The sequence below is a fragment of the Nocardia sp. XZ_19_385 genome (assembly GCF_015355755.1).
In the GTDB taxonomy this organism is placed as follows: Bacteria; Actinomycetota; Actinomycetes; order Mycobacteriales; family Mycobacteriaceae; genus Nocardia.
Genome location: NZ_JACVEE010000002.1, coordinates 645,282 through 666,130, shown reverse-complemented (window position 1 = coordinate 666,130; position 20,849 = coordinate 645,282). Strand labels below are relative to the sequence as shown.

The 20,849-nt window shown below is 67.8% G+C and carries 22 protein-coding genes; 17 read left to right on the top strand and 5 right to left on the bottom strand.

Features of this window, described 5'->3' with window-relative positions; genetic code table 11:
• Positions 1-49 precede the first annotated feature (49 nt).
• From thiO to IBX22_RS15735, 6 genes are all read left to right on the top strand, one after another.
• Positions 50-1,156, top strand: a complete 1,107-nt coding sequence (gene thiO, locus IBX22_RS15760; protein WP_194816321.1) for a glycine oxidase ThiO — start codon at positions 50-52, stop codon at positions 1,154-1,156.
• Positions 1,153-1,371 (top strand): sulfur carrier protein ThiS, encoded by a 219-nt coding sequence (gene thiS / locus IBX22_RS15755; protein ID WP_194816320.1) that lies wholly within the window; start codon positions 1,153-1,155, stop codon positions 1,369-1,371. Before thiO ends, thiS begins: the two co-directional genes overlap by 4 nt.
• Before the next feature lies 1 nt (position 1,372).
• Entirely contained in the window at positions 1,373-2,125 is a 753-nt protein-coding gene (locus tag IBX22_RS15750) for a thiazole synthase (protein ID WP_228539037.1), read from the top strand.
• Positions 2,126-2,218: 93 nt separating this feature from the next.
• Entirely contained in the window at positions 2,219-3,151 is a 933-nt protein-coding gene (locus IBX22_RS15745; protein WP_194816318.1) for an ABC transporter ATP-binding protein, read from the top strand.
• On the top strand, positions 3,151-3,927 hold the full coding sequence (locus IBX22_RS15740) for an ABC transporter permease (protein ID WP_194816317.1): 777 nt from the start codon (positions 3,151-3,153) through the stop codon (positions 3,925-3,927). Before IBX22_RS15745 ends, IBX22_RS15740 begins: the two co-directional genes overlap by 1 nt.
• 373 nt (positions 3,928-4,300) lie before the next feature.
• Positions 4,301-5,224: an adenylate/guanylate cyclase domain-containing protein gene (locus IBX22_RS15735; RefSeq protein WP_375540242.1), complete on the top strand. Its 924-nt coding sequence runs from the start codon at positions 4,301-4,303 to the stop codon at positions 5,222-5,224.
• Here IBX22_RS15735 and IBX22_RS15730 read toward each other — a convergent pair.
• A complete protein-coding gene (locus IBX22_RS15730) occupies positions 5,221-5,379 on the bottom strand; it encodes a hypothetical protein (RefSeq protein ID WP_194816316.1) in 159 nt (52 codons plus the stop codon). The two genes, IBX22_RS15735 and IBX22_RS15730, sit on opposite strands and share 4 nt — an antisense overlap.
• A gap of 135 nt (positions 5,380-5,514) precedes the next feature.
• Here IBX22_RS15730 and IBX22_RS15725 point away from each other — a divergent pair, with 135 nt between their 5' ends.
• The 8 genes from IBX22_RS15725 (at position 5,515) to IBX22_RS15690 (ending at position 15,464) form a co-directional block, all read left to right on the top strand.
• A complete protein-coding gene (locus IBX22_RS15725) occupies positions 5,515-7,227 on the top strand; it encodes an acyclic terpene utilization AtuA family protein (protein ID WP_194816315.1) in 1,713 nt (570 codons plus the stop codon).
• Positions 7,224-8,372 (top strand): acyl-CoA dehydrogenase family protein, encoded by a 1,149-nt coding sequence (locus tag IBX22_RS15720; protein ID WP_194816314.1) that lies wholly within the window; start codon positions 7,224-7,226, stop codon positions 8,370-8,372. Before IBX22_RS15725 ends, IBX22_RS15720 begins: the two co-directional genes overlap by 4 nt.
• On the top strand, positions 8,369-9,967 hold the full coding sequence (locus IBX22_RS15715) for an acyl-CoA carboxylase subunit beta (RefSeq protein ID WP_194816313.1): 1,599 nt from the start codon (positions 8,369-8,371) through the stop codon (positions 9,965-9,967). Before IBX22_RS15720 ends, IBX22_RS15715 begins: the two co-directional genes overlap by 4 nt.
• A gap of 8 nt (positions 9,968-9,975) precedes the next feature.
• A complete protein-coding gene (locus tag IBX22_RS15710; protein WP_194816312.1) occupies positions 9,976-11,967 on the top strand; it encodes a biotin carboxylase N-terminal domain-containing protein in 1,992 nt (663 codons plus the stop codon).
• 2 nt (positions 11,968-11,969) lie between these two features.
• Positions 11,970-13,130, top strand: a complete 1,161-nt coding sequence (locus IBX22_RS15705) for an acyl-CoA dehydrogenase family protein (protein ID WP_194816311.1) — start codon at positions 11,970-11,972, stop codon at positions 13,128-13,130.
• A 78-nt stretch (positions 13,131-13,208) separates the two neighbouring features.
• A complete protein-coding gene (locus IBX22_RS15700) occupies positions 13,209-13,985 on the top strand; it encodes an enoyl-CoA hydratase family protein (protein ID WP_194817712.1) in 777 nt (258 codons plus the stop codon).
• A 5-nt stretch (positions 13,986-13,990) separates the two neighbouring features.
• The gene (locus IBX22_RS15695) at positions 13,991-14,599 is read left to right on the top strand and encodes a TetR/AcrR family transcriptional regulator (RefSeq protein WP_194816310.1); all 609 of its coding nucleotides are present in this window, start codon (positions 13,991-13,993) and stop codon (positions 14,597-14,599) included.
• Positions 14,600-14,696: 97 nt separating this feature from the next.
• Positions 14,697-15,464 carry an SDR family oxidoreductase gene (locus IBX22_RS15690; RefSeq protein WP_194816309.1) on the top strand — a complete coding sequence of 256 codons (768 nt, stop codon included), beginning with the start codon at positions 14,697-14,699 and terminating at the stop codon, positions 15,462-15,464.
• A 16-nt stretch (positions 15,465-15,480) separates the two neighbouring features.
• Here IBX22_RS15690 and IBX22_RS15685 read toward each other — a convergent pair whose 3' ends face one another.
• The 3 genes from IBX22_RS15685 to IBX22_RS15675 form a co-directional block, all read right to left on the bottom strand.
• Entirely contained in the window at positions 15,481-15,843 is a 363-nt protein-coding gene (locus IBX22_RS15685; protein ID WP_194816308.1) for a hypothetical protein, read from the bottom strand.
• A 41-nt stretch (positions 15,844-15,884) separates the two neighbouring features.
• Entirely contained in the window at positions 15,885-16,931 is a 1,047-nt protein-coding gene (locus tag IBX22_RS15680) for a hypothetical protein (RefSeq protein WP_194816307.1), read from the bottom strand.
• Between the two features lie 86 nt (positions 16,932-17,017).
• A complete protein-coding gene (locus IBX22_RS15675) occupies positions 17,018-17,671 on the bottom strand; it encodes a cyclopropane-fatty-acyl-phospholipid synthase family protein (RefSeq protein ID WP_194816306.1) in 654 nt (217 codons plus the stop codon).
• Positions 17,672-17,863: 192 nt separating this feature from the next.
• On the opposite strand from IBX22_RS15675, the gene IBX22_RS37945 reads away from it, so the two are divergent.
• Both IBX22_RS37945 and IBX22_RS15670 read left to right on the top strand, forming a co-directional pair.
• Entirely contained in the window at positions 17,864-17,989 is a 126-nt protein-coding gene (locus tag IBX22_RS37945) for a hypothetical protein (protein WP_255526438.1), read from the top strand.
• Between the two features lie 43 nt (positions 17,990-18,032).
• Positions 18,033-18,776, top strand: a complete 744-nt coding sequence (locus IBX22_RS15670; protein ID WP_309234633.1) for a TetR/AcrR family transcriptional regulator — start codon at positions 18,033-18,035, stop codon at positions 18,774-18,776.
• A gap of 126 nt (positions 18,777-18,902) precedes the next feature.
• Here the strand turns inward: IBX22_RS15670 and IBX22_RS15665 are convergent, their stop codons facing one another.
• Positions 18,903-19,586, bottom strand: a complete 684-nt coding sequence (locus tag IBX22_RS15665) for a TetR/AcrR family transcriptional regulator (protein WP_194816305.1) — start codon at positions 19,584-19,586, stop codon at positions 18,903-18,905.
• Between the two features lie 86 nt (positions 19,587-19,672).
• Here IBX22_RS15665 and IBX22_RS15660 point away from each other — a divergent pair, with 86 nt between their 5' ends.
• Positions 19,673-20,761 (top strand): epoxide hydrolase family protein, encoded by a 1,089-nt coding sequence (locus IBX22_RS15660; protein WP_194816304.1) that lies wholly within the window; start codon positions 19,673-19,675, stop codon positions 20,759-20,761.
• Positions 20,762-20,849: the final 88 nt, after the last annotated feature.

Sequence of the window (20,849 nt, the reverse complement as noted above, 5' to 3'; positions counted from 1 at the left end):
GGCGACAGGGCGCCTCCGAGTTGTATTCACCGGCTGCCGGTGATCGCAGATGGCAGTGACCACGCTGGGCGTCGTCGGGGGCGGCGCAATCGGGCAGGCAGTGGCCTGGCGGGCGGCCGAGGCAGGCTGGTCGGTCACCCTTTTCGATCCCGCGATCGGTTCCGGAGCGTCCTGGGTCGCGGGTGGCATGCTCGCACCGCTGTCGGAGGGCTGGCCCGGTGAGGAGCGAGTGCTGGAATTCGGCGCGGCATCCTTGGCGCGGTGGCCGGACTTCGCCGCCCGGCTGCGGACCGCGACCGGCGTGGAGGTCTTCGTCGCCGACGAGACGCTGACCGTCGCCCTCGATGCCGCCGATGCCGCCGATCTGCGCACCATCGCCGACTGGGTCGGGGGATACGGCCACGACCTGCGGGTGCTGGATCGGGCCGGGGTGCGCGCTCTGGAGCCCGCGCTGGCTCGCACGGTCCGCGCCGGACTGCTCGCCACCGGAGAACCCGCCATCGACAATCGCCGGCTACTCGAGGGTCTGCGTAAAGCCTGCGCTGCCGCCGGAGTTCAGGTGCGTGCGGAAGCCGTCGAGGACCTCGACCAGCTCGAGTTCGATCAGATCGTGCTGGCCGCGGGCGCGGCTTCGGCCCGGCTCCTGCCGGACCTGCCGGTCCGCCCGGTCAAGGGCGAAATCCTGCGCTTGCGGCACCGGCCGGGCGCGACGCCGGTACCGCGCCGGGTGATCCGCGCCCGAGTACACGGGCGGCCCGTCTACCTGGTGCCGCGCGGCGACGGAATCGTGGTCGGCGCAACACAATACGAGGCCGGATTCGACACCACCGTGACCGTCGGCGGGGTCCGTGACCTGATCGCCGACGCCGAGGCAATCCTGCCCGGCATCGCCGAATACGAACTGTCCGAAGCGATCGCGGGCTCCCGGCCCGGCACCCCGGACAATCTGCCGCTGCTCGGCAGACGCACCGACCGGATTGTGGTCGCCACCGGCCATGGCCGCAACGGCATGCTTACCACCCCGCTCACCGTGGACGCGGTGCTGGGCGAGCTCGCCGGATCTCCGCTGCCGGAAGCGCGATCCGCTGACCCGCAGCGTTTTACGACGACGCCATCCGCGTCACCCCTCTCGTCAGCACCAGGAGGTACTCGATGACCGCAACGTCGGTCCCCATCGGCGTCACCGTGAACGGGCAGGACCACGAGTTCGCCGAATCACTCACGGTGCGTGAGCTTTTGCAGCGCCTCGAACTGCCGTGCCAGGGTGTCGCCCTGGCCGTCGACGGCGCTGTCTTCCCGAAATCGCGCTGGGACGACCCGGTCGGCCGCGGCTGGAACATCGAGGTGCTCACGGCGGTGCAAGGTGGCTGACCTGGAGCCGTTGCGCATTGCCGACCGCGAGTTCGGCTCGCGCCTGATCATGGGCACCGGTGGCGCGGAAAGCCTGTCGGTGCTCGAGGAAGCGCTGCTGGCTTCGGGCACCGAGCTGACGACCGTGGCCATGCGCCGGGTGGACGCGGCGGGCGGCACCGGCGTGCTCGATCTGCTGAAGCGCCTGGACATCATGCCGCTGCCGAACACCGCGGGCTGCCGCACCGCCGCCGAGGCCGTGCTCACCGCGCAGCTGGCCCGCGAGGCCCTCGACACCAACTGGGTGAAGCTGGAGGTGGTCTTCGACGAGCGCACCCTGCTCCCGGACCCCATCGAATTGCTCACCGCCGCGGAGCAATTGGTCGACGACGGCTTCAACGTGCTGCCCTACACCAACGACGACCCGGTGCTCGCGCGCCGCCTGGAGGACGCGGGCTGCGTCGCGGTCATGCCGCTCGGTTCGCCGATCGGCACCGGCCTGGGCATCGGCAATCCGCACAATATCGAGATGATCGTGGCCGCCGCGGGCGTCCCGGTCATCCTGGACGCGGGTATCGGTACCGCCAGCGACGCGGCCCTGGCCATGGAGCTCGGCTGCTCGGCGGTTCTGCTCGCCACCGCGGTGACCCGCGCCCAGCAGCCCGCCCTGATGGCGGCCGCCATGGCCGCCGCGGTGCGGGCCGGATACGGCGCCCGCCTCGCCGGCCGCATCCCGAAGCGCTTCTGGGCTCAGGCTTCCTCCCCATCCCGATAACCGCACCTCGGGGTACGTCTCATCCTCGAGGATGAGAAGACTCGGCACCTTGTGCTGACGCGTCCGCGCGGTTTTTACGGAATGCTTGGCGGCATGATCGAACTGAGGGGCCTGACCAAGCACTATGGCCAGACCGTCGCGGTTCAGGATCTCTCGTTCACCGTCCAGCCAGGACAGGTGACCGGCTTCCTAGGACCCAACGGCGCTGGTAAATCCACCACTATGCGGATGATTCTGGGCTTGGACCAGCCCACCGCGGGGACGGCGCTGATCAACGGCAAGCCGTACCACGAACTGCAGTCGCCACTGCGTGAAGTCGGCGCGCTCCTGGACGCGAAGTGGGTGCATCCGAATCGTTCGGCGCGCTCGCATCTGCGCTGGATGGCCGCGACCAACAACATCCCGGCTTCCCGGGTCGACGAGGTACTGAAGCTGGTCGGCCTGTCCGAGGTCGCAGGCAAACCCGCGGGCGGATTCTCCCTGGGTATGTCGCAGCGGCTCGGCTTGGCCGGCGCGCTGCTCGGCGATCCGCAGGTGCTGCTGTTCGACGAGCCGGTGAACGGCCTCGATCCGGAGGGCATCCTGTGGATCCGCCGCTTCATGCAGCGGCTCGCGACCGAGGGCCGCACCGTGCTGGTGTCGAGCCATCTGCTCTCGGAAATGGCGCAGACCGCCGAGCATCTCGTGGTCATCGGCCGCGGCCAGCTCATCTCCGATTCCAGCACCAAGGAATTCATCGAGAAGGCCTCGGAATCGACGGTGCGCGTGCGCAGCCCGCAGCTGGATCAGCTGCGCAGCCTGCTCACCTCCAACGGGATGACCGTGCGTGAGGACGGCTCCGACGCGGTGATCGCGGTCGACGTGACCAGCGACGCGGTCGGAAAACTGGCCGCCGCCAACGAGATCACGCTGTTCGAGTTGTCGCCGCAGCGGGCTTCGCTGGAGGAGGCGTTCATGCGGATGACCGGCGGCGCGGTGGAATATCACGGCACCGGCTTGGACGAAGTGATGGGAGGTGCGCTCTGATGGGCGTGTTGACAGCGGAACGCATCAAACTCACCTCGACCCGGTCACCCTGGTGGTGCACGGCGATCATCATCGTGCTCGGCTTGGGCCTGCCCTTGCTGTTCACCCTGATCACCAATGCCACCTACGGCACCGAGAACGCCAGCGAGGGTCCCAGCTTGACCCCGGCCATGGCCTCCAGCGGCATCGCCGGTTTCGGCGTCATGGTGCTGATGATCATGGCGGCGCTCGCGGTGACCAACGAATACCGCTTCGGGATCATCCGGACGACCTTCCAGGCCACTCCGCATCGCGGTCGCGTGATCACCACCAAGGCCGGGTTGCTCGCGGTCTACGGCGCGGTGCTTACCGGCGCGCTGGTGGGACTGGCCTACGTGCTGGTCAAGGTGATCGCCCGGGCCGAATTGGCTCCGAATCTCGAGCTCTCGGGCATGGATTCGTGGCGGCCGTTGTTCGGGGTGCCGATCTACGGCTTCCTGTGTGTGGTGCTCGCGGTGGCTATCGGCACGCTGGTGCGCCAGTCGGCGGCGGCGATTTCGCTGCTGATCCTGTGGCCGTTGCTGATCGAGGGTCTGTTCGGCGCGATCCCGTGGGTCGCCAAGAACGTGACGCCGTACCTGCCGTTCGCCAACGCTAATCACTTCCTCGGCTCGGGTGGCGAAAGCACCGTCAGCCAGTTCCACTGGGGTCCGTGGGGCGGCCTGCTGTACTTCGCCGCGTTCGTCGCGGTCGTCTTCGGTGCGGCGCTGTACTCGGTGAACAAGCGCGACGCCTGAGCAAAGACCACCCGGGTAGCCTTCCCTCGCCACTCGGGTAGGGGCCGCGACCTTGTCGGGAGGTCCGCGTGCCCCGGGCACATCGCCTGCCACTGCCCGGTGGACGATGTGGTCGCTACGGCCCGGTACGGATTCGTCCGTTACCGGGCCGTAGCGCTTTCCGGACTATTCAGACCGGTTACCGGACCATTCGGGCGCTGTGAAGCAGATCTCTTCCCTGCCGCGTCGCCGCGCCGGTAGCCTGAATCACAGCAATCATCGAGTTATCCATCGGCGGGCTCAATGAAGTGGCCGCACCGAGCGATAGTGGGGTGGCACGATGACCGGGAGAAGTAACCTGCCCCCGCCAGAAGTCCTGAGCTACGCTCGGGGCGTGAGGGATACACCTTCCGGCGGTACCGAACCCGTGCCGGAGCCGGAGGCCAATGGGGGCGTTCCGCCTGAAGTCGTCATACCGCTCGAACCGTCCGACGGGCCACGGCCGCCGCGCCGGGGTGGGCCGGTCTTCCGGCGCGGACAGCTGTCCGCCCTGATGACCACGGCGAACCAGCGCCCCGACTTCATCGGGATGCTGCGTAAAGCGCGCGAACAGCTACCCGGTGACCCGGCTTTCGGTGACCCGCTGTCGGTTTCGGGCCCCGGCGGTCCGCGCGCGGTGGCCCGCGCCGCGGACAAACTGGTCGGCGATACGCCCAGCGCGGCCCGGGAGATCGGCTTCGGCGCACTGCAGGTCTGGCAGGCGATGCTGGAGCGCGTGGGCCGCGGCAAAGGTAGCGCGGAAGTAACTGTGATGTTCACCGACCTGGTGGCGTTCTCCCGCTGGTCACTCTCGGCCGGCGACGAGGCCACCCTGGAACTGCTGCGCGGCGTCGCCAAGGCGATCGAGCCACCGATCGCCGATCGCGGCGGTCACGTGGTCAAACGCATGGGCGACGGCGTCATGGCCGTGTTCACCTCGGCCGACCGGGCGGTCCGGGCCGCAGCGCACGCCAAGCGCAACCTGGAGAACGTGAACGTGCACGGCTATCGCCCGCAGATGCGGGTCGGTTTGCACACCGGCTCACCACGGGAGATCGGCGGCGACTGGTTAGGCGTGGATGTCACCATCGCGGCCCGCGTGATGGAGTCGGGCGGCAACGGCAACACCATGCTCTCGGAGGCCACCCTGAAGTCGGTGCAGCCGGAGACGCTGGCCGAGCTGGGGTACACGGTGAAGCCCTATCGCCGCAGTTTCTTCGCGGCGCCGCTCAGCGGTGTGCCAGAAGACCTGCGTATCTACCGCCTGTCCGAGGGTTAGCCGATTCCCCAGGCGATCGCCCCGCCGGCGGCCAGCACGGCGCACACGGCCAGCACGATGGCCAGCGGGCGCGTGGTCTTCCAGAGCGAGTAGGCCCCGCCGGCCAGAAACCCGGACAGGGCGAGCAGCAGGATCACGGAGACGTCGGTCGACATTGTGCTGATTCTGCCGGGTTCGTCCGGGTTGTCCTCAGCAGGGGTAGCCCTGGGCAAACTAGGCCCCGACCTGCATAGATCTTTAACAAGCACGCGTGCTTGCTTTTTTCTAGATCGGATGTGATGCTGGGCGCTATGGGAAATCTGGCCGCGGACCCGGATGTCATCCGGATCGGCAACTGTTCCGGGTTCTACGGTGACCGGCTCGGCGCCATGCGCGAGATGCTCGAGGGCGGACAGCTCGACGTGCTCACCGGCGATTACCTCGCCGAACTGACGATGCTGATTCTGGGCCGGGACCGGATGAAGGACCCCGACCTCGGCTATGCCAAGACTTTCGTGCGCCAGGTGCAGGACTGCCTCGAGCTGGCCCTGGAACGCAATGTGCAGATCGTCGCCAACGCCGGCGGGCTGAATCCGGCCGGACTGGCCGAGAAGCTGCGCAAGGTCGCCGCCGATCTGGGCTTGGACGCGAAGATCGCGCACGTCGAGGGCGACGACTTGCTCGGGCGCGCAGGCGAACTCGGGCTCGGTCAGCCGCTGACCGCGAACGCCTACCTCGGTGCCTGGGGCATCGTGGAGTGCCTGAACGCGGGCGCGGACATCGTGGTCACCGGGCGCGTCACCGACGCCTCGGTGGTCCTCGGACCCGCGGCGGCCCACTTCGGCTGGGCCCGAACCGATTACGACCAGCTGGCCGGCGCTGTGGTCGCGGGGCACGTCATCGAATGCGGCACACAGGCCACCGGCGGAAACTTCGCTTTCTTCCAGGAGCTCGCCGACCTCGGGCGGCCCGGCTTCCCGATCGCCGAGATCCGCGCCGACGGCAGCAGTGTCATCACCAAGCACGACGGCACAGGTGGCGCGGTCACCGTGGATACCGTGCAGGCACAGCTCATGTACGAGATCCAGGGCACGCGATACGCGGGGCCCGACGTCACGACGCGACTGGACAGCATCGAGCTCACGCAAGAGGCGCGGGATCGGGTGCTGATCAGCGGGGTGACCGGCGAGGCCCCGCCGCCGCAACTGAAGGTGTCGCTGAATACTCTCGGCGGGTTCCGCAACGAGATGGAGTTCATCCTCACCGGCCTCGATATCGAGGCGAAAGCCGAACTGGCGCAACGACAGCTGGAATCCTGGCTCCCGGTCCGGCCCGCCGAGCTGGACTGGACCCTGGCCCGGCTGGACCGCCCGGACGCCGAGACCGAGGAGCAGGCCAGCGCGCTGTTGCGCTGTGTCGTGCGGGATCCGGATCCGAACAAGGTCGGGCGGGCGTTCTCCAGCGTGGCGGTCGAGCTGGCGCTGGCGAGTTACCCGGGGTGCAGCTTTACGACGTTGCCGGGCAACGGCTCGCCGTATGGCGTGTACACGCCGGGGTTCGTCGATGCCGCCGAGGTGCCGCATATCGCGGTGCTGCCGGCGGGCACGCGGATCCGGATCGACCCGGCGACGGAAATTCGTGCGCTGGAGGCAGTTCCGGAACCTGAGCTTCCGGACACCTTGCCTGCGAGCGAGACTCGCCGCGCACCGCTCGGCACGATCGTGCTGGCGCGCAGCGGCGACAAGGGCGGCGACGCCAATATCGGTGTCTGGGTACGGACCGATGAGCAGTGGCGGTGGCTGGTGCACAGCCTGACTGTCGAACGGCTGCGGGAACTACTTCCCGAAACCGCGCCGCTGCCGGTCACCCGGCATGTGCTGCCGAACCTGCGCGCCGTGAACTTCATTGTTTCCGGCCTGCTCGGAAAGGGCGTGGCCTACCAGGCCCGCTTCGATCCGCAGGCCAAGGGGCTCGGCGAATGGCTGCGCTCCCGTCATGTCGATATCCCCGTGGAGTTGCTGTGAGTCCCTGGAATTCACCCGAGCGGCGCGAATTGCGCGCCACCGTACGAGGTTTCGTCGAGCGGGAGATCCTTCCGCATCTCGATGGCTGGGAGCGGGACGGTGAGATCCCGCGCGAGCTGCACAAGAAGGCCGGGGCGCTCGGCTTGCTGGGCATCCAATTCCCGGAAGCCGTCGGCGGTTCCGGCGGTGACGGTATCGACGCGATGATCGTGTGCGAGGAGATCCATCAGGCCGGCGCCTCCGGTGGCCTGTTCGCCTCGCTGTTCACCTGCGGGATCGCCGTGCCGCACATCATCGCCTCGGGCAACGAGGATCTGATCGAGCGCTTCGCCCGGCCGACGCTGGCGGGGGAGAAGATCGGGTCGCTGGCGATCACCGAGCCCGGCGGCGGCTCCGATGTGGGGCACCTGACCACGACGGCCCGCCGCGACGGCGACCACTACATCGTCAACGGCGCCAAGACCTACATCACCTCCGGCGTGCGCGCCGATTTCGTGGTCACCGCGGTACGCACGGGCGGGCCGGGCGCGAGCGGGATCTCGCTGCTGGTGGTGGAGAAGGGCACGCCGGGTTTCACGGTCAGCCGGAAACTGGAAAAGATGGGCTGGCTGGCCTCCGACACCGCCGAACTGTCCTATCAGGATGTCCGGGTGCCGGTGGAAAACCTTGTCGGACCGGAGAACTCGGGCTTCTACCAGATCGCGGGCGCCTTCGTCAGCGAGCGCGTCGGGCTGGCCGTGCAGGCGTACGCACAGGCCCAGCGCTGCCTGGATCTCACCCTCGAGTGGGTGCGCAACCGGGAGACCTTCGGCCGCCCGCTGATCAGCCGGCAGGCCGTGCAGAACACGGTCACCGAGATGCACCGTCGCACCGATGTGGCCCGCGTCTACACCCGGAATGTGGTGGAGCGCGCGGCCAATGGTGAGACGGATCTGATCGCGGAGGTGTGCTTCGCCAAGAACACCGCCGTGGAAGCGGGCGAGTGGGTGGCCAATCAGGCCGTGCAGCTCTTCGGTGGCCTGGGCTACATGCGCGAGTCCGAGGTGGAGCGGCAGTACCGCGACATCCGGATCATCGGCATCGGCGGCGGCACCACCGAAATTCTGACCGGATTGGCAGCGAAACGATTGGGGTACCAGTCTTGACCACACTGCGCAGCACACTCGACAGCGCGTCGCCGGAGTACGCGGCGGCCGCGGAAGCGATGAGCGGCAAGCTCACCGAGATCGAAGCCGAGTTCGACAAGGCGATCGCGGGCGGCGGCCCGGACAAGCTGGCCCGGCATCGCAAGCGCGGCAAGCTGACCGCGCGCGAGCGCATCGAACTGCTCATCGACGAGGACTCGCCGTTCCTGGAGCTGTGCCCGCTTGCCGCGTGGGGCAGCGACTTCCACGTCGGCGCCAGCGTCATCGCGGGCATCGGTGTGGTCGAGGGCGTCGAATGCATCATCGTGGCGCCCGATCCCACGGTGCGCGGTGGCACGTCGAATCCGTGGACGCTGCGCAAGAACCTGCGCATCAACGACATCGCCATGGAGAACCGGCTGCCGGTGATCGGCCTCGTCGAATCCGGCGGCGCCGACTTGCCCACGCAGAAGGAAGTTTTCGTGCCCGGCGGGCGCATGTTCCGGGACCTCACCCGGCTCTCGGCCGCCGGAATTCCCACTATCGCACTGGTTTTCGGCAACTCCACCGCGGGCGGCGCCTACATCCCCGGCATGTCCGACTACACGGTGATGATCAAGGAACGGTCCAAGGTGTTCCTGGGCGGTCCGCCGCTGGTGAAGATGGCCACCGGTGAGGAGTCCGACGACGAATCCCTCGGCGGCGCCGATATGCACGCCCGGGTTTCCGGCCTGGCCGACTACCTGGCCGCCGACGAGCAGGACGCGATCCGGATCGGGCGCTCGATCATCAAGCGCCTGAACTGGGAGAAGAAGGGCCCGCGGGCGCGTACCGAGGTGATCGAGCCGCTGTACGACCCGGAGGAACTGCTCGGCATCGTCCCGTCGGATCTGAAGATCCCGTTCGATCCGCGCGAGGTCATCGCCCGCGTCGTCGACGGCTCCGATTTCGACGAGTTCAAGCCGCTCTACGGCAGCAGCCTGGTCACCGGCTGGGCGGAACTGCACGGCTACCCGGTCGGCATTCTCGCCAACGCCCGCGGCGTGCTGTTCTCCGAGGAATCGCAGAAGGCGACCCAGTTCATCCAGCTGGCGAACCAGAAGAACACGCCACTGTTGTTCCTGCACAACACCACCGGCTACATGGTCGGCAAGGAATTCGAGCAGAAGGGCATCATCAAGCACGGCGCGATGATGATCAACGCGGTCTCGAACTCGAAGGTGCCGCACATTTCGCTGCTGATGGGCGCCTCCTACGGCGCCGGGCACTACGGCATGTGCGGGCGCGCCTACGACCCGCGCTTCGTCTTCGCCTGGCCCAGTGCGAAATCCGCCGTCATGGGCGGTGCGCAGCTGGCCGGAGTCATCTCCATCGTCGGCCGCGCCGCCGCCGAGGCGAAGGGCATGCCGTTCAACGAGGAGGCCGACGCCGGGATGCGCGCCATGGTGGAAGCGCAGATCGAGGCCGAATCGCTGCCGATGTTCATGTCCGGCCGGCTCTACGACGACGGCGTGATCGATCCGCGCGATACCCGCACGGTGTTGGGAATGGCGATGTCCGCCATCCACAATGCCCCGATCAAGGGCGCCGAGGGCTTCGGCGTCTTCCGGATGTGAGGCCGCATATGACGATCACCAGTGTTCTGGTTGCCAACCGTGGCGAGATCGCCCGCCGCGTCTTCGCCACCTGTCGTCGCATGGGGCTCGGCACCGTGGCGGTGTACTCCGACGCGGATGCCGCCGCGCCACATGTCGCCGAAGCCGATGCGGCAGTGCGTCTTCCGGGTAACACGCCCGCGGAAACCTATCTGCGCGGCGAGCTGATCATCGAGGCCGCGCTGGCCGCCGGTGCCGACGCCGTCCATCCGGGCTACGGATTCCTTTCGGAGAACGCCGATTTCGCGAAGGCCGTCCAGGCGGCGGGCCTGATCTGGATCGGCCCGCCGGTCGAGGCGATCGAGCAGATGGGCTCCAAGGTCGCGTCCAAGAAGCTGATGGACGCCGCCGGTGTCCCGGTGCTGGCCGAATTGGACCCTGCCGAGGTCACCGATGCGCATCTGCCGGTGCTGATCAAGGCCTCGGCCGGTGGCGGCGGCCGGGGTATGCGGGTGGTGCGTGCGCTCGCCGACCTGCAACCGCAGATCGAAGCGGCCCGGCGCGAAGCGGAGTCCGCCTTCGGCGATCCGACCGTGTTCTGCGAGCGCTACCTGGAGACCGGACGGCATATCGAAGTCCAGGTGATGGCCGACGAGCACGGCACCATCTGGGCCGTCGGTGAACGGGAGTGTTCCATCCAGCGCCGTCATCAGAAGGTGGTTGAGGAAGCGCCTTCGCCACTGGTGCAACGGATTCCGGGCATGCGCAAGCGGCTCTTCGAGGCGGCCCGGCTGGCGGCCGGCGCCATCGACTACACCGGCGCGGGCACCGTGGAGTTCCTGGCCGACGAGGCCGGTGACTTCTTCTTCCTGGAGATGAACACCCGTCTGCAGGTGGAGCATCCGGTCACCGAGTGCACCACCGGCCTGGATCTCGTCCGGCTGCAGCTGGATATCGCCGCGGGCGGCCACCTGGCCGCCGAACCGCCCGTCATGCGCGGACATTCGATCGAGGTCCGGCTCTACGCCGAGGATCCGGCGCAGGACTGGCAGCCGCAGAGCGGCCCGGTGCACCGCCTCGATATCCCGCTGGTGGCTACCGAATTCGATCTGCTCGATCGGCCCGGCGTGCGCCTGGACACGGGTGTGGTTGACGGCTCGGTCGTCGGCGTGCACTACGACCCGATGCTGGCCAAGGTGATTTCCTACGCCGAAACCCGCAGCGAGGCAGCACGATTGCTGGCTGCCGCGTTGCAGCGCGCCGAGATCCACGGCCTGGTGACCAACCGTGATCTGCTGGTGCGGGTACTGCGGCACCCGGCGTTCCTGGCCGGTGACACCGATACCGCGTTCTTCGCGACGCACGGCCTGGACACGCTCGCAGCGCCTTTGGCCGCCGAAGCCGACGAGGCACTGTCCATCGTGGCCGCCGCGCTCGCCGACGCTGCGGCGAACCGGAAAACCGCGAAGGTCGTGGGCGGCCTGCCGAGCGGCTGGCGGAACCTGCCCGCGCAGTCGCAGCGCAAGTCCTATGAGAGCCGGATCAGCGGAACCCATGAGGTCGCTTACCGATTCGGCCGCAACGCCGTCACCGTCGAGGGCCACGACGGCCTCGCCGTGCTGGAGGCCACTCCGGACCGCGTCGTGCTGGCGGTCCCCGGCGAACGTGGTCCGGTGCGAAGGCAATTCACGATCGCCCGCTACGGCGATCTCGTCTGCGTCGATTCACCCCTGGGCCCGGTGGCCGTGCGCAAGCTGCCGCGTTTCAGCGACCCGGCCGACCAGGTGGCCACCGGCTCACTGCTCGCTCCCATGCCGGGCAGCGTGATCCGGCTCGGCGCCGAAGTCGGCAGCCAGGTCACCCAAGGTCAGCCGATCCTGTGGCTGGAGGCGATGAAGATGGAGCACACCATCGCCGCCCCCGCCGACGGCGTGCTGAGCGCCCTCAATGTCACCGTCGGCCAGCAGGTCGACATCGGAGCCGTTCTCGCAGTGGTAGATCCTGCAGAAGTCGAGGAGTAGCAATGAGTTTCATCGAAACCGAAGAGCAGAAGGCGCTGCGCGCCGCGGTGGCCGCCCTGGCTGCCAAGTTCAACTACCGCGATTACGTGCTCCCGAAGGCCCGCAAGGGCGAGCCGCTGGACGAATTGTGGGACGAGGCAGGCAAGCTCGGCTTCCTGGGCGTCAACCTGCCCGAGGAGTACGGCGGCGGTGGCGCCGGCATGTACGAGCTGGCGCTGGTGCAGGAGGAGCTCTCCGCCCAGGGCGCGGGTCTGCTGCTGATGGTGGTGTCCCCGGCCATCTGCGGCACCATCATCACCAAGTACGGCACCGACGAGCAGAAGTCGTACTGGCTGCCCAAACTCGCCGACGGCACCGGCAAGATGGTCTTCGGCATCACCGAACCCGACGCCGGGTCCAACTCGCACCAGATCACCACCACCGCACGCCGCGACGGTGCCGACTGGATCCTCAACGGCCGCAAGATCTTCATCTCCGGCGTGGACCAGGCCGAGGCGGTACTGATCGTCGGCCGGACCGAGGATCACAAGTCCGGCAAGCTCAAGCCGGCGCTGTTCATCGTGCCGACCGATGCCGAGGGCTTCCAGAAGACCGCCCAGGAAATGGACATCATCGAGCCGGATCACCAGTTCACGCTGTTCCTCGACGATGTCCGGCTGCCCGCGTCGGCCCTGGTCGGTTCCGAGGACGCCGCGCTCATGCAGCTGTTCGCCGGTCTCAACCCGGAGCGCATCATGGGCGCCGCCATGGCGGTCGGCGGCGCGCGCTACGCCATCGATCGCGCGGTCGAGTACGCCAAGGAGCGCACCGTCTGGAAGACGCCGATCGGTGCGCACCAGGGCATTTCGCATCCGCTGGCCCAGGTGAAGATCGAACTGGAACTGGCCAAGCTGATGATGCAGAAGGCCGCCACCCTCTACGACACGGGCGACGAGATGGGCGCGGCCGAAGCCGCGAACATGGCGAAATACGCTGCGGCCGAGGCGAATATCAAGGCCCTCGATCAGGCCATCCAGACCCACGGCGGCGCCGGCCTGACCCGCGACGTCGGCCTGGCCGCCATGCTCGCCGCCGCCCGCATCGGCCGGATCGCCCCGGTCAGCCGGGAAATGGTGCTCAACTTCGTCGCCCAGTTCTCGCTGGGCCTGCCGAAGTCCTACTGAGGAGACGCCATGAGCGAAGCGAATCATGTGCCGGCGCGCATCGCGCATGCCGGAGCCGAGCGCCAGCGAGGCGAAGGCATGAGCGATACCGCACCCTATGTGCGCTACGAACTGCGCGATGGTTTCGCGGTCCTCACCTTGGACTCGCCGCACAACCGGAATGCCCTCTCCGCCAAGCTCGTTGCCGAGCTGCTGCAAGGCCTGGACCGGGCCTGGGAGGACCCGGCGGTGCGCGGCATCGTGCTGGCCCACACCGGCAGCACGTTCTGTGCGGGCGCGGACCTCAGTGAGGCCAGTAACGCCGACCCGGCCGCGGCCGCCGACGAACGCACCCGCGTCATGATCGGGGTGCTGCGCAACCTGGTGGAGATCCCGAAGCCGGTGATCGCGCAGATCGACGGCAACGTCCGCGCCGGCGGCATGGGCATCATCGCCGCCTGCGACCTCGTCGTCGCCGGTCCGGGTAGCTCGTTCGCCCTCACCGAGGTGCGAATCGGCATGGCGCCCTTCATGATCTCGCTGACCCTGCTGCCGCGCCTGGACCCGCGCGCGGCCAGCCGGTACTACCTCACCGGCGAGAAGTTCGACGCGGCGACGGCCCGGGAGATCGGGCTCGTCACGATCACCGCCGAGGATCCGGCCGCCGAGGTCGCGCGCCTCTGCGGTGAACTCCGCAAGGGCTCGCCGCAGGGTTTGGCCGAGGCCAAGAACCTGGTCAACGGCGGCATCCTCGCGGCGTTCGACGACTCCGCCGACGAGCTGGCCAAGCGCTCGGCGAGCTTCTTCGGCACCCCCGAGGTGCAGGAGGGCATGCTGGCCTTCCTGCAGCGCCGTCCACCGAGCTGGGCACAATAAGGCCCATGGCGACACCCCACGAACCCAAGCAGGACCGCAGCCGGGCCACCCGGCAGCGGCTGCTCGAGGCGACCATCGACTGCCTGGCCGAACGTGGCTGGGCAGCCGCCACCGTGTCGGTGGTCGCCGAGCGGGCCGGGGTGTCGCGGGGCGCGGCCCAGCATCACTTCCCGACCCGGGAAGACCTGATCACCGGTGCGCTGGAGTACATGTTCGACACCCGGATGGCGCAGTCCAAGTCCGAGGCGATCGCGCTGGCCGAGGTCGCGGAGGGCGCGACCCGCACCCAGGCCGTGGTGGCCGGTCTCGTCGATTCCTACACCACACCGCTGTTCAAGGCGGCGCTGCAGGTGTGGACCCATGCCGCCGCCGATCCGGTGCTGCGCGAACGAATTGTCCCGCTGGAAGCCAAGTTCGGCCGGATCGCGCACCGCCGCGCCGTGGAGGCGCTCGGCGTCGACGACTCGGATCCGGTCGCGCACCACCTGGTTCAGGCCACCCTGGACCTGGCCCGCGGCCTCGGCCTGGCCGACGTGCTCACCGACGACTCCGCGCGCCGCAAGCAGATCGTGGACCAGTGGTCGGCCACCCTGCACGCCGCGCTGACGTCCTGACCTGCACCTTCTCTGTGATGTCACACTTGTGAGCCCGGTTTCGTCTCCTCTGTGAACGCGGAAGAACACCGCGAAAGCCGAACAGATGGAGCAGATCATGTCGAACTCGAAGAAGATCGCGGTGGCCGGAGCGACCGGACGACTGGGCCGCCACGTGGTGGATGTGCTGACCGAGCAGGGCCATGAGGTGGTGGCGTTTTCCCGGGCCGACGGCATCGACATCGAAACCGGCGCGGGCCTGGCCGACGCTCTCGACGGCGTGCAGGTCGTGATCGACGCCTCCAGCACCCCGTCCGCCGACAAGGATATCGCCACCGAGTTCTTCACCGCCTCCGCGAAGAACCTGCACACGGCGGGTCAGCAGGCGAGAGTCGAGAAACTGGTCGCGGTCTCCATCATCGGTATCGACAAGGCCGTCGCCGGCTACAACGCCGCCAAGCTCGTGCACGAGCAGGTGCTGCGGGAAGGCCCGCTGCCGGTGCAGATTCTGCGCGCCGCCCAGTTCCACGAACTGGTCGAGGTGATGCTCGGCTGGGGCACCCAGGGTGCGGTCGCCCGTCTGCCGAAGATGCGGACCCAGCTGGTCGCCGCCCGCACGGTCGCCGAGGCGCTGGTCGAGCTGGCCGTGAATCCGGCCCCGGAAGCCACCGACGGCCCGCTGCCGGAAATCGCGGGCCCGCAGCCGGAAACCATGGCGGGCGCCGCCGCACTGCTCGCGGCCGCGCGCGGCCTCGACGTCGTGGTCGAAGAGGTCAGCGACCCGGCCAACCCGGATCGGGAACAGTTCGAGGACGGCACGCTGCTGGCCGCCCCGCACGCGACCCTCGGCGGCCCCACCTACGCGGAATGGCTCGCCGCCAACTGATTTCGGCCGGGACCGGTCAGCAGCCCTGCGGCGCCTGACCGGCGTCCAGGGCATACCAGGTCGAGCCGACCATGAAGCCGACCACGCCGCCGATGATCGCGCCGGGAATAGCGCCGAACAAGAAGATGGGCAGGCCCACGATCGCGCCGATCGTGGTGCCGAGCACGGCGGCGATCGCCGACCGGAGTTGGACGCTGTCACCCGGCGCCATGCAGGCCGCGACGGGAACCGCCACCGGTGCGGCCTGTTCTGCCGCGACGACGGGTGCGGGTGTGGGTTCAGCCGAGGCGATGCCCCCGAACCCGACGATGAGCAGCACGGCGACAATGGCGCCGAGCGTGGTGCAGGCCAATCTCTTGATCGTGTTCACGCTGGTCATCTTTACCCAATTCTTTTGTGCAGTATTCAATTTCAGAGATCTCACGCGGGGTTTTCGGTAGCTCCGGTCGCATCGGCGGGCTTTACGTGGCTGAACCACGCCGCGGCCTCTTCGGCTGACAGGGCTCGCTCGAACACCAAATCGCCTGGCATATAAGGAAAGAATCGACCGGCCGGCCAGTGCCGCCGGTACGGCTCCGGATCCAGGACCAGCAGCCGTGCACCGTCGATCACCGGGATATCCGAGGGCGTGCCCTCATTCCAGATCCAATTGCCCTCGGGGGAGACGAGATTGAACGAGCCGAAGGTCGGGACCATGCCGTCGGCGTCCCGGCACGCCGCGACCGCCTCGGCCGACGGCGCCTCACCCGCGACAAATCCGCTGCCGATCAGCTCGTGGGCGAGCAGGGTGTGCAACTGAAAGTTGTCGCCCATACCCGACATTCGCATGCGGTACCCGGTGCCGGTCTCCCGGTGCAGCACGATCAGCGGTTCGTCGTCCAGGACTCGCAACACGTAGTCGAGGCATTTGTTCCAGCGCCCGGAGACCTCGGCGAAGGCATCGTGCCGCTCCTGCAGCAAGGCGCGGATCGGTCCCAGCCGCCTGCGGACCTCCGGCCGTTGCAGCATGGCGAGGGCGGAACGCTCCCAGTCCGGCTGGGTCCACCAGGCGATGACGTCGAACGGATCGAACACCTCGAACAGCGCGGTGAACGGGACCTCCACATCCTCTTCCGGATCGGGCAGGTCTTCCTCCATGATCTCCGCCCACTCCTTCGCGAAGGTCGCGGCGGCCGCCAGGTTCTTCGCCAGGTTCGCCAGCACGCGCGGGGCGCAAGCTACCGGGTCGGCACCGGATTCGACGCACGCGCCGATGAGGACCGCGAGCTGGCCGCGGGCCAGCGGCGGTACCTCGTTGAGGATGGCGACCAAGGGCTTTCCCGCCTGCGTCAGTTCCGCGGGTGTCGCACCCTGGTACGCCGTCCGCATGCGCTGGTCCGCGACCTCCATGTCCGCGCTCACACCGCTGCGTATAGCGCGTTCGAAATCGTCGACGGCAGTTAGGAATCCGCTCACAGCCCCGCTCACCCGGGTCACGCTATCGACTACGCCCGAGCGTGTCGACCGGTGGCAGCGGCGCGGTCAGGTCGTAGGGCGTGCCGCCAACCCGGTTGCTACCGGCTCAGCCGGCGGATCCGCAGGACGGTGTCGGTGCGGACGCCGGTGCTGCCGTCGGGCGCGGTCCACTCCCGCGCGACCTCGTCCTTGGTCTCCACCTGCCACTCGCCCGGCGCGGCGGCGATCGCCTCGAGCATCTCGTCCATGGTCGGGAAGTGCACGTCCGGGTGGTGGTTGTGGTGCTGGTTGGAAGCCCAGCCCGCATGGCTGCCGATCAACAGCACCCCGCCCGGCGCGACCGCCTCGGCCGCGGCCCGCTGCAATATCTGATTCCGTTCCCCGTCCGCCTCGACCGGCGAATGCAGGAACTGCGCCGACACCAGATCGAAGTTTCCTTCCGGAAATGATTGCGTCAGATCATGTTTCGTCCAGGTGATGCGTTCGCCGACGCCTGCCGCCTCGGCGTGGCCCGCGGCACGCCCGAGCGCGGTCGCGGAGATATCGACGGCGGTGACGGTCCAGCCGCGCTGGGCCAGCCAGATCGCATCGCCGCCTTCGCCGGATCCGAGATCCAGGGCGGTGCCCGGGGTGAGATCGGCGGCCTCGCGCACCAGCAACGGGTTGGGGTTGCCGGTCCAGATCTGTTCGCGCTCCTGGTAGAAGGCTTCCCAGAAATCCTGCGCGGATTGGGGCGCGGTGCTGTCGGTCATGCGGGTCTCCTATCACCGGGGGTTCGTCACGTGCCGGGCCATGGTGCGCTCGAACCGCACCGGCGCGCCACTTTCCTTGCCGTTTCGGCAACGTCATCCGGGGTCGGACCAGCCATTTCGGCTTCCACGGGCTGCGCCGTAGCGTACGGTCGGGGCAACGAGACCGCTCAGGTCTCCAAGCGAAGGACATACATGTCCGATAAATCTCCGCGCAGCGCCATGTCCAAGAAATCCGGGAAGTCCCTGAAGGAAAAGCGAGCGGAGAAGCGGGCCAAGCCGTCCGATCCAATCATCGAGGCAGCGTCGAAGAAGCGGTAGTACTCTGCTCGGTACCGAGTCTGTGGTTGGTACGGTCGGTTTCGTGAGACACGGCGGGCAGCAGCGTAGCGACCGGGCGATCGGTACCGCCCCGGCGGCGCCCAAGCGTGTCGACGCCCGCACGGAACGGTGGCGGGCACATCGGCTGAAGGTGCGCGCGGAGTTCGTGGACGCGGCCTTCCGGGCGCTCGGCGAGTTCGGCCCCGAAGTCAGCATGGGCGATATCGCCAAGGAAGCCGGTGCGGCGAAACCCAAGCTGTACCGGCATTTCGAGGACAAGACCGACCTCTACAACGCCATTGTCGACCGGGTCCGCGACATGCTGTGGGACCGCATCGTCGCCAGCATCGACCTCACCCACGATTCGGCGCGCGACCTGGTGCGCCGCGGGGCGGCCGAATACGTGCTGGTGGTGACCGAGCACCCCAACGTCTTCCGGTTCATGCTGCACAGCCACTTCACCCAGCAGGCCGATGAATCCGAGCGGGCCCTGCAATCGGCGCGGCAGTCGGCCCGGCGCGCCGCCGAGATGTTCGCGGGCCTGCTCGACAACCGGATCGATGTGGCGAGTATCGAACTCGTCACCTACTCGATCTTCGGCGCCGTCGCCTCCGCCACCGACTGGTGGATCGGCGCGAACCGCCTGCAGGATCCGGCCCTGCCCGTGGAGAAGTTCGTCGCCTACCTCGCCGAGAGCATCTCCGCCCTCGCCGAGGCCAACGCGCGCCTCAACGGCATCACCATCAACGCCGACCTGCCTCTGCATCAAGCGTTCTCGGCCGAGTAATTCAACGCCCCACTGTCACAACCACTTCGAACGACGCTGTTCGAGTCGATGCCGCTTCGTCGAGGCCGACTGTGTTTGTGACACCTCCAGTATGAACCTGCCCACCGACAAGTTTCGGGCCCCGGATCAGGCCTCGACGATGCGTCCGCGGGCGTTTCGTTCGCGCTGCCAGCGCCACGCGAATTCACCGGGCTCAGGCGCCGGACCTGGAAGTTCGTTGTCGGTGCGGGGGACCGCCATACCGGCGATGAGCATGGCGAGGGTGCGCCGGCGCAGCTGTGCGGTGCGCTTCTGGTCCGGCATGCTGATCGCCGAGCAGGCCTCCAGCACCAGGCCGAGGTCCTGCGCGTTGACCTCGGGCCGCAGGCGGCCCGACTCGTGGGCGCGGCGCACGATTTCCGCGTTCACTTCACCGGAGTGCATGACGTCGGGCAGCATCTCCTCGTCGGGGGTGAAGGTGCCCGCGAGGTGCACCGTCAGTGAGTGCACGTCGGCGTCGACCACCCGCTCCAGAAACCCGACCAGGCCCTGCCAGCCATCCGAATCCTCCAGTGCTGCATCGGCTTCGGCGTTGTAGCGCCGCAACCCGTCATGGCAGAGCTTGCGCAACAGCGCGTCCTTGCTCGGATAGCGCCGGTAGAGCGCACTGATACCCACCCCCGCCTGGGTGGCGACGGCGGCGATCGGGGCGGTCGCGTCGGCCAGGAAAACCGCGCGGGCCGCTTCCAGGATGAGCCCGTCGTTGCGCGCGGCCTGCGCCTTGCGCCCGGGCAGGCCCTTGGGAGCTGGGGAGTCGGATGTCTTCGGCATGACTTCAGATTACCACTTGAAACGGAATGATCCGTTCTGCTATGTTGAAAACAGAACGAAACATTCCGTTTCAAAAGGAGAATCCGATGAACGCCACCATCACCCCCTTCCGCATCGCCATCGACCAGGCCGACCTCGACGACCTGCAGGCCAGGCTGGCGCGCACCCGCTGGGCCGACCAGATCCCCGGTTCGGGCGACGCCTACGGCGTGAGTGTGGACCGGGTGCGGCACCTGGTGAACTACTGGCGCGACGGATTCGACTGGCGCAAGGTCGAGGAGCAGCTGAACGCCTACCCGCAGTTCAGCACCGAGATCGACGGTCAGAACATCCACTTCGTGCACGTGAAGGCGCAGCGGGACAACGGCTTTCCGCTGATCCTGACGCACGGCTGGCCCGGCACCTTCGTCGAATTCCTCGGCGTCATCGAGCCGTTGACCGCCGCCGGGTTCGACCTGGTGATCCCGTCCGTCCCGGGTTACGGATTCTCCGGTGTGACAACCGAATCCGGCTGGAACGACCAGCGCATCGGCAAGGCGTGGGCCGAACTGATGTCTCGCCTCGGATATGCGAAATACGGCGCGGTCGGCAATGACGGCGGCGCGCAGATTTCTCCGGAAGTCGGCCGCGCGGCTCCGGAAAGTGTTGTCGGCGTCCATGTTTCGCAGGTGTACTCGTTCCCCTCGGGTGACCCGAGTGAAATGGCCGACCTCACCGCCGACGAACAGCAGTCATTGGCCACCCTGGACTGGTTCGTGAAGAACAAGATGGGCTTCAACATCCTGCAGTCCCAGCAGCCGCAGACGCTGGCGCACGCGCTGATGGATTCCCCGACCGGCTTGCTCGGGTGGAACACTCAACTGCTCGGCCCGGACCTGGACGACGATTTCGTGCTCACCAATATCGCGATCCACTGGCTCACCGGCACCGCGGGCTCGGCGATCCGGCACTACTTCGAGAAGGCCCAGGCCGAGCAGCCTGCCGAACCGACCACGGTGCCGCTGGCGTTGTCCGGGTCGACCGGCGATTTCCACGGCATCCGCCGCTTCGCCGACCGCGATCACCGCAACATCGTGTCGTGGCGGACGCACGACGTGTTCACCCACTACTTGCACCATGTGGCGCCGGCGTTGATGGCCGACGAGATCACCGAATTCTTCGCGCAATATCGGTAGACAGTCGATTATGTAGCCGAGACTCCGGACCATGGTTCGTCTCGTTCTCCGCTGATGTACTTAATCCATCAACAGCACACCAGCTTTC

What these genes read in the sequence shown, in the direction of transcription:
- thiO (WP_194816321.1), top strand. Translation starts at nt 50, where the DNA reads ATGGCAGTGACCACGCTGGGCGTCGTCGGGGGCGGCGCAATCGGGCAG.
- thiS (WP_194816320.1), top strand. Translation starts at nt 1,153, where the DNA reads ATGACCGCAACGTCGGTCCCCATCGGCGTCACCGTGAACGGGCAGGAC.
- IBX22_RS15745 (WP_194816318.1), top strand. Translation starts at nt 2,219, where the DNA reads ATGATCGAACTGAGGGGCCTGACCAAGCACTATGGCCAGACCGTCGCG.
- IBX22_RS15740 (WP_194816317.1), top strand. Translation starts at nt 3,151, where the DNA reads ATGGGCGTGTTGACAGCGGAACGCATCAAACTCACCTCGACCCGGTCA.
- IBX22_RS15730 (WP_194816316.1), bottom strand. Translation starts at nt 5,379, where the DNA reads ATGTCGACCGACGTCTCCGTGATCCTGCTGCTCGCCCTGTCCGGGTTT.
- IBX22_RS15725 (WP_194816315.1), top strand. Translation starts at nt 5,515, where the DNA reads ATGGGAAATCTGGCCGCGGACCCGGATGTCATCCGGATCGGCAACTGT.
- IBX22_RS15710 (WP_194816312.1), top strand. Translation starts at nt 9,976, where the DNA reads ATGACGATCACCAGTGTTCTGGTTGCCAACCGTGGCGAGATCGCCCGC.
- IBX22_RS15705 (WP_194816311.1), top strand. Translation starts at nt 11,970, where the DNA reads ATGAGTTTCATCGAAACCGAAGAGCAGAAGGCGCTGCGCGCCGCGGTG.
- IBX22_RS15700 (WP_194817712.1), top strand. Translation starts at nt 13,209, where the DNA reads ATGAGCGATACCGCACCCTATGTGCGCTACGAACTGCGCGATGGTTTC.
- IBX22_RS15695 (WP_194816310.1), top strand. Translation starts at nt 13,991, where the DNA reads ATGGCGACACCCCACGAACCCAAGCAGGACCGCAGCCGGGCCACCCGG.
- IBX22_RS15690 (WP_194816309.1), top strand. Translation starts at nt 14,697, where the DNA reads ATGTCGAACTCGAAGAAGATCGCGGTGGCCGGAGCGACCGGACGACTG.
- IBX22_RS15685 (WP_194816308.1), bottom strand. Translation starts at nt 15,843, where the DNA reads ATGACCAGCGTGAACACGATCAAGAGATTGGCCTGCACCACGCTCGGC.
- IBX22_RS15675 (WP_194816306.1), bottom strand. Translation starts at nt 17,671, where the DNA reads ATGACCGACAGCACCGCGCCCCAATCCGCGCAGGATTTCTGGGAAGCC.
- IBX22_RS37945 (WP_255526438.1), top strand. Translation starts at nt 17,864, where the DNA reads ATGTCCGATAAATCTCCGCGCAGCGCCATGTCCAAGAAATCCGGGAAG.
- IBX22_RS15665 (WP_194816305.1), bottom strand. Translation starts at nt 19,586, where the DNA reads ATGCCGAAGACATCCGACTCCCCAGCTCCCAAGGGCCTGCCCGGGCGC.
- IBX22_RS15660 (WP_194816304.1), top strand. Translation starts at nt 19,673, where the DNA reads ATGAACGCCACCATCACCCCCTTCCGCATCGCCATCGACCAGGCCGAC.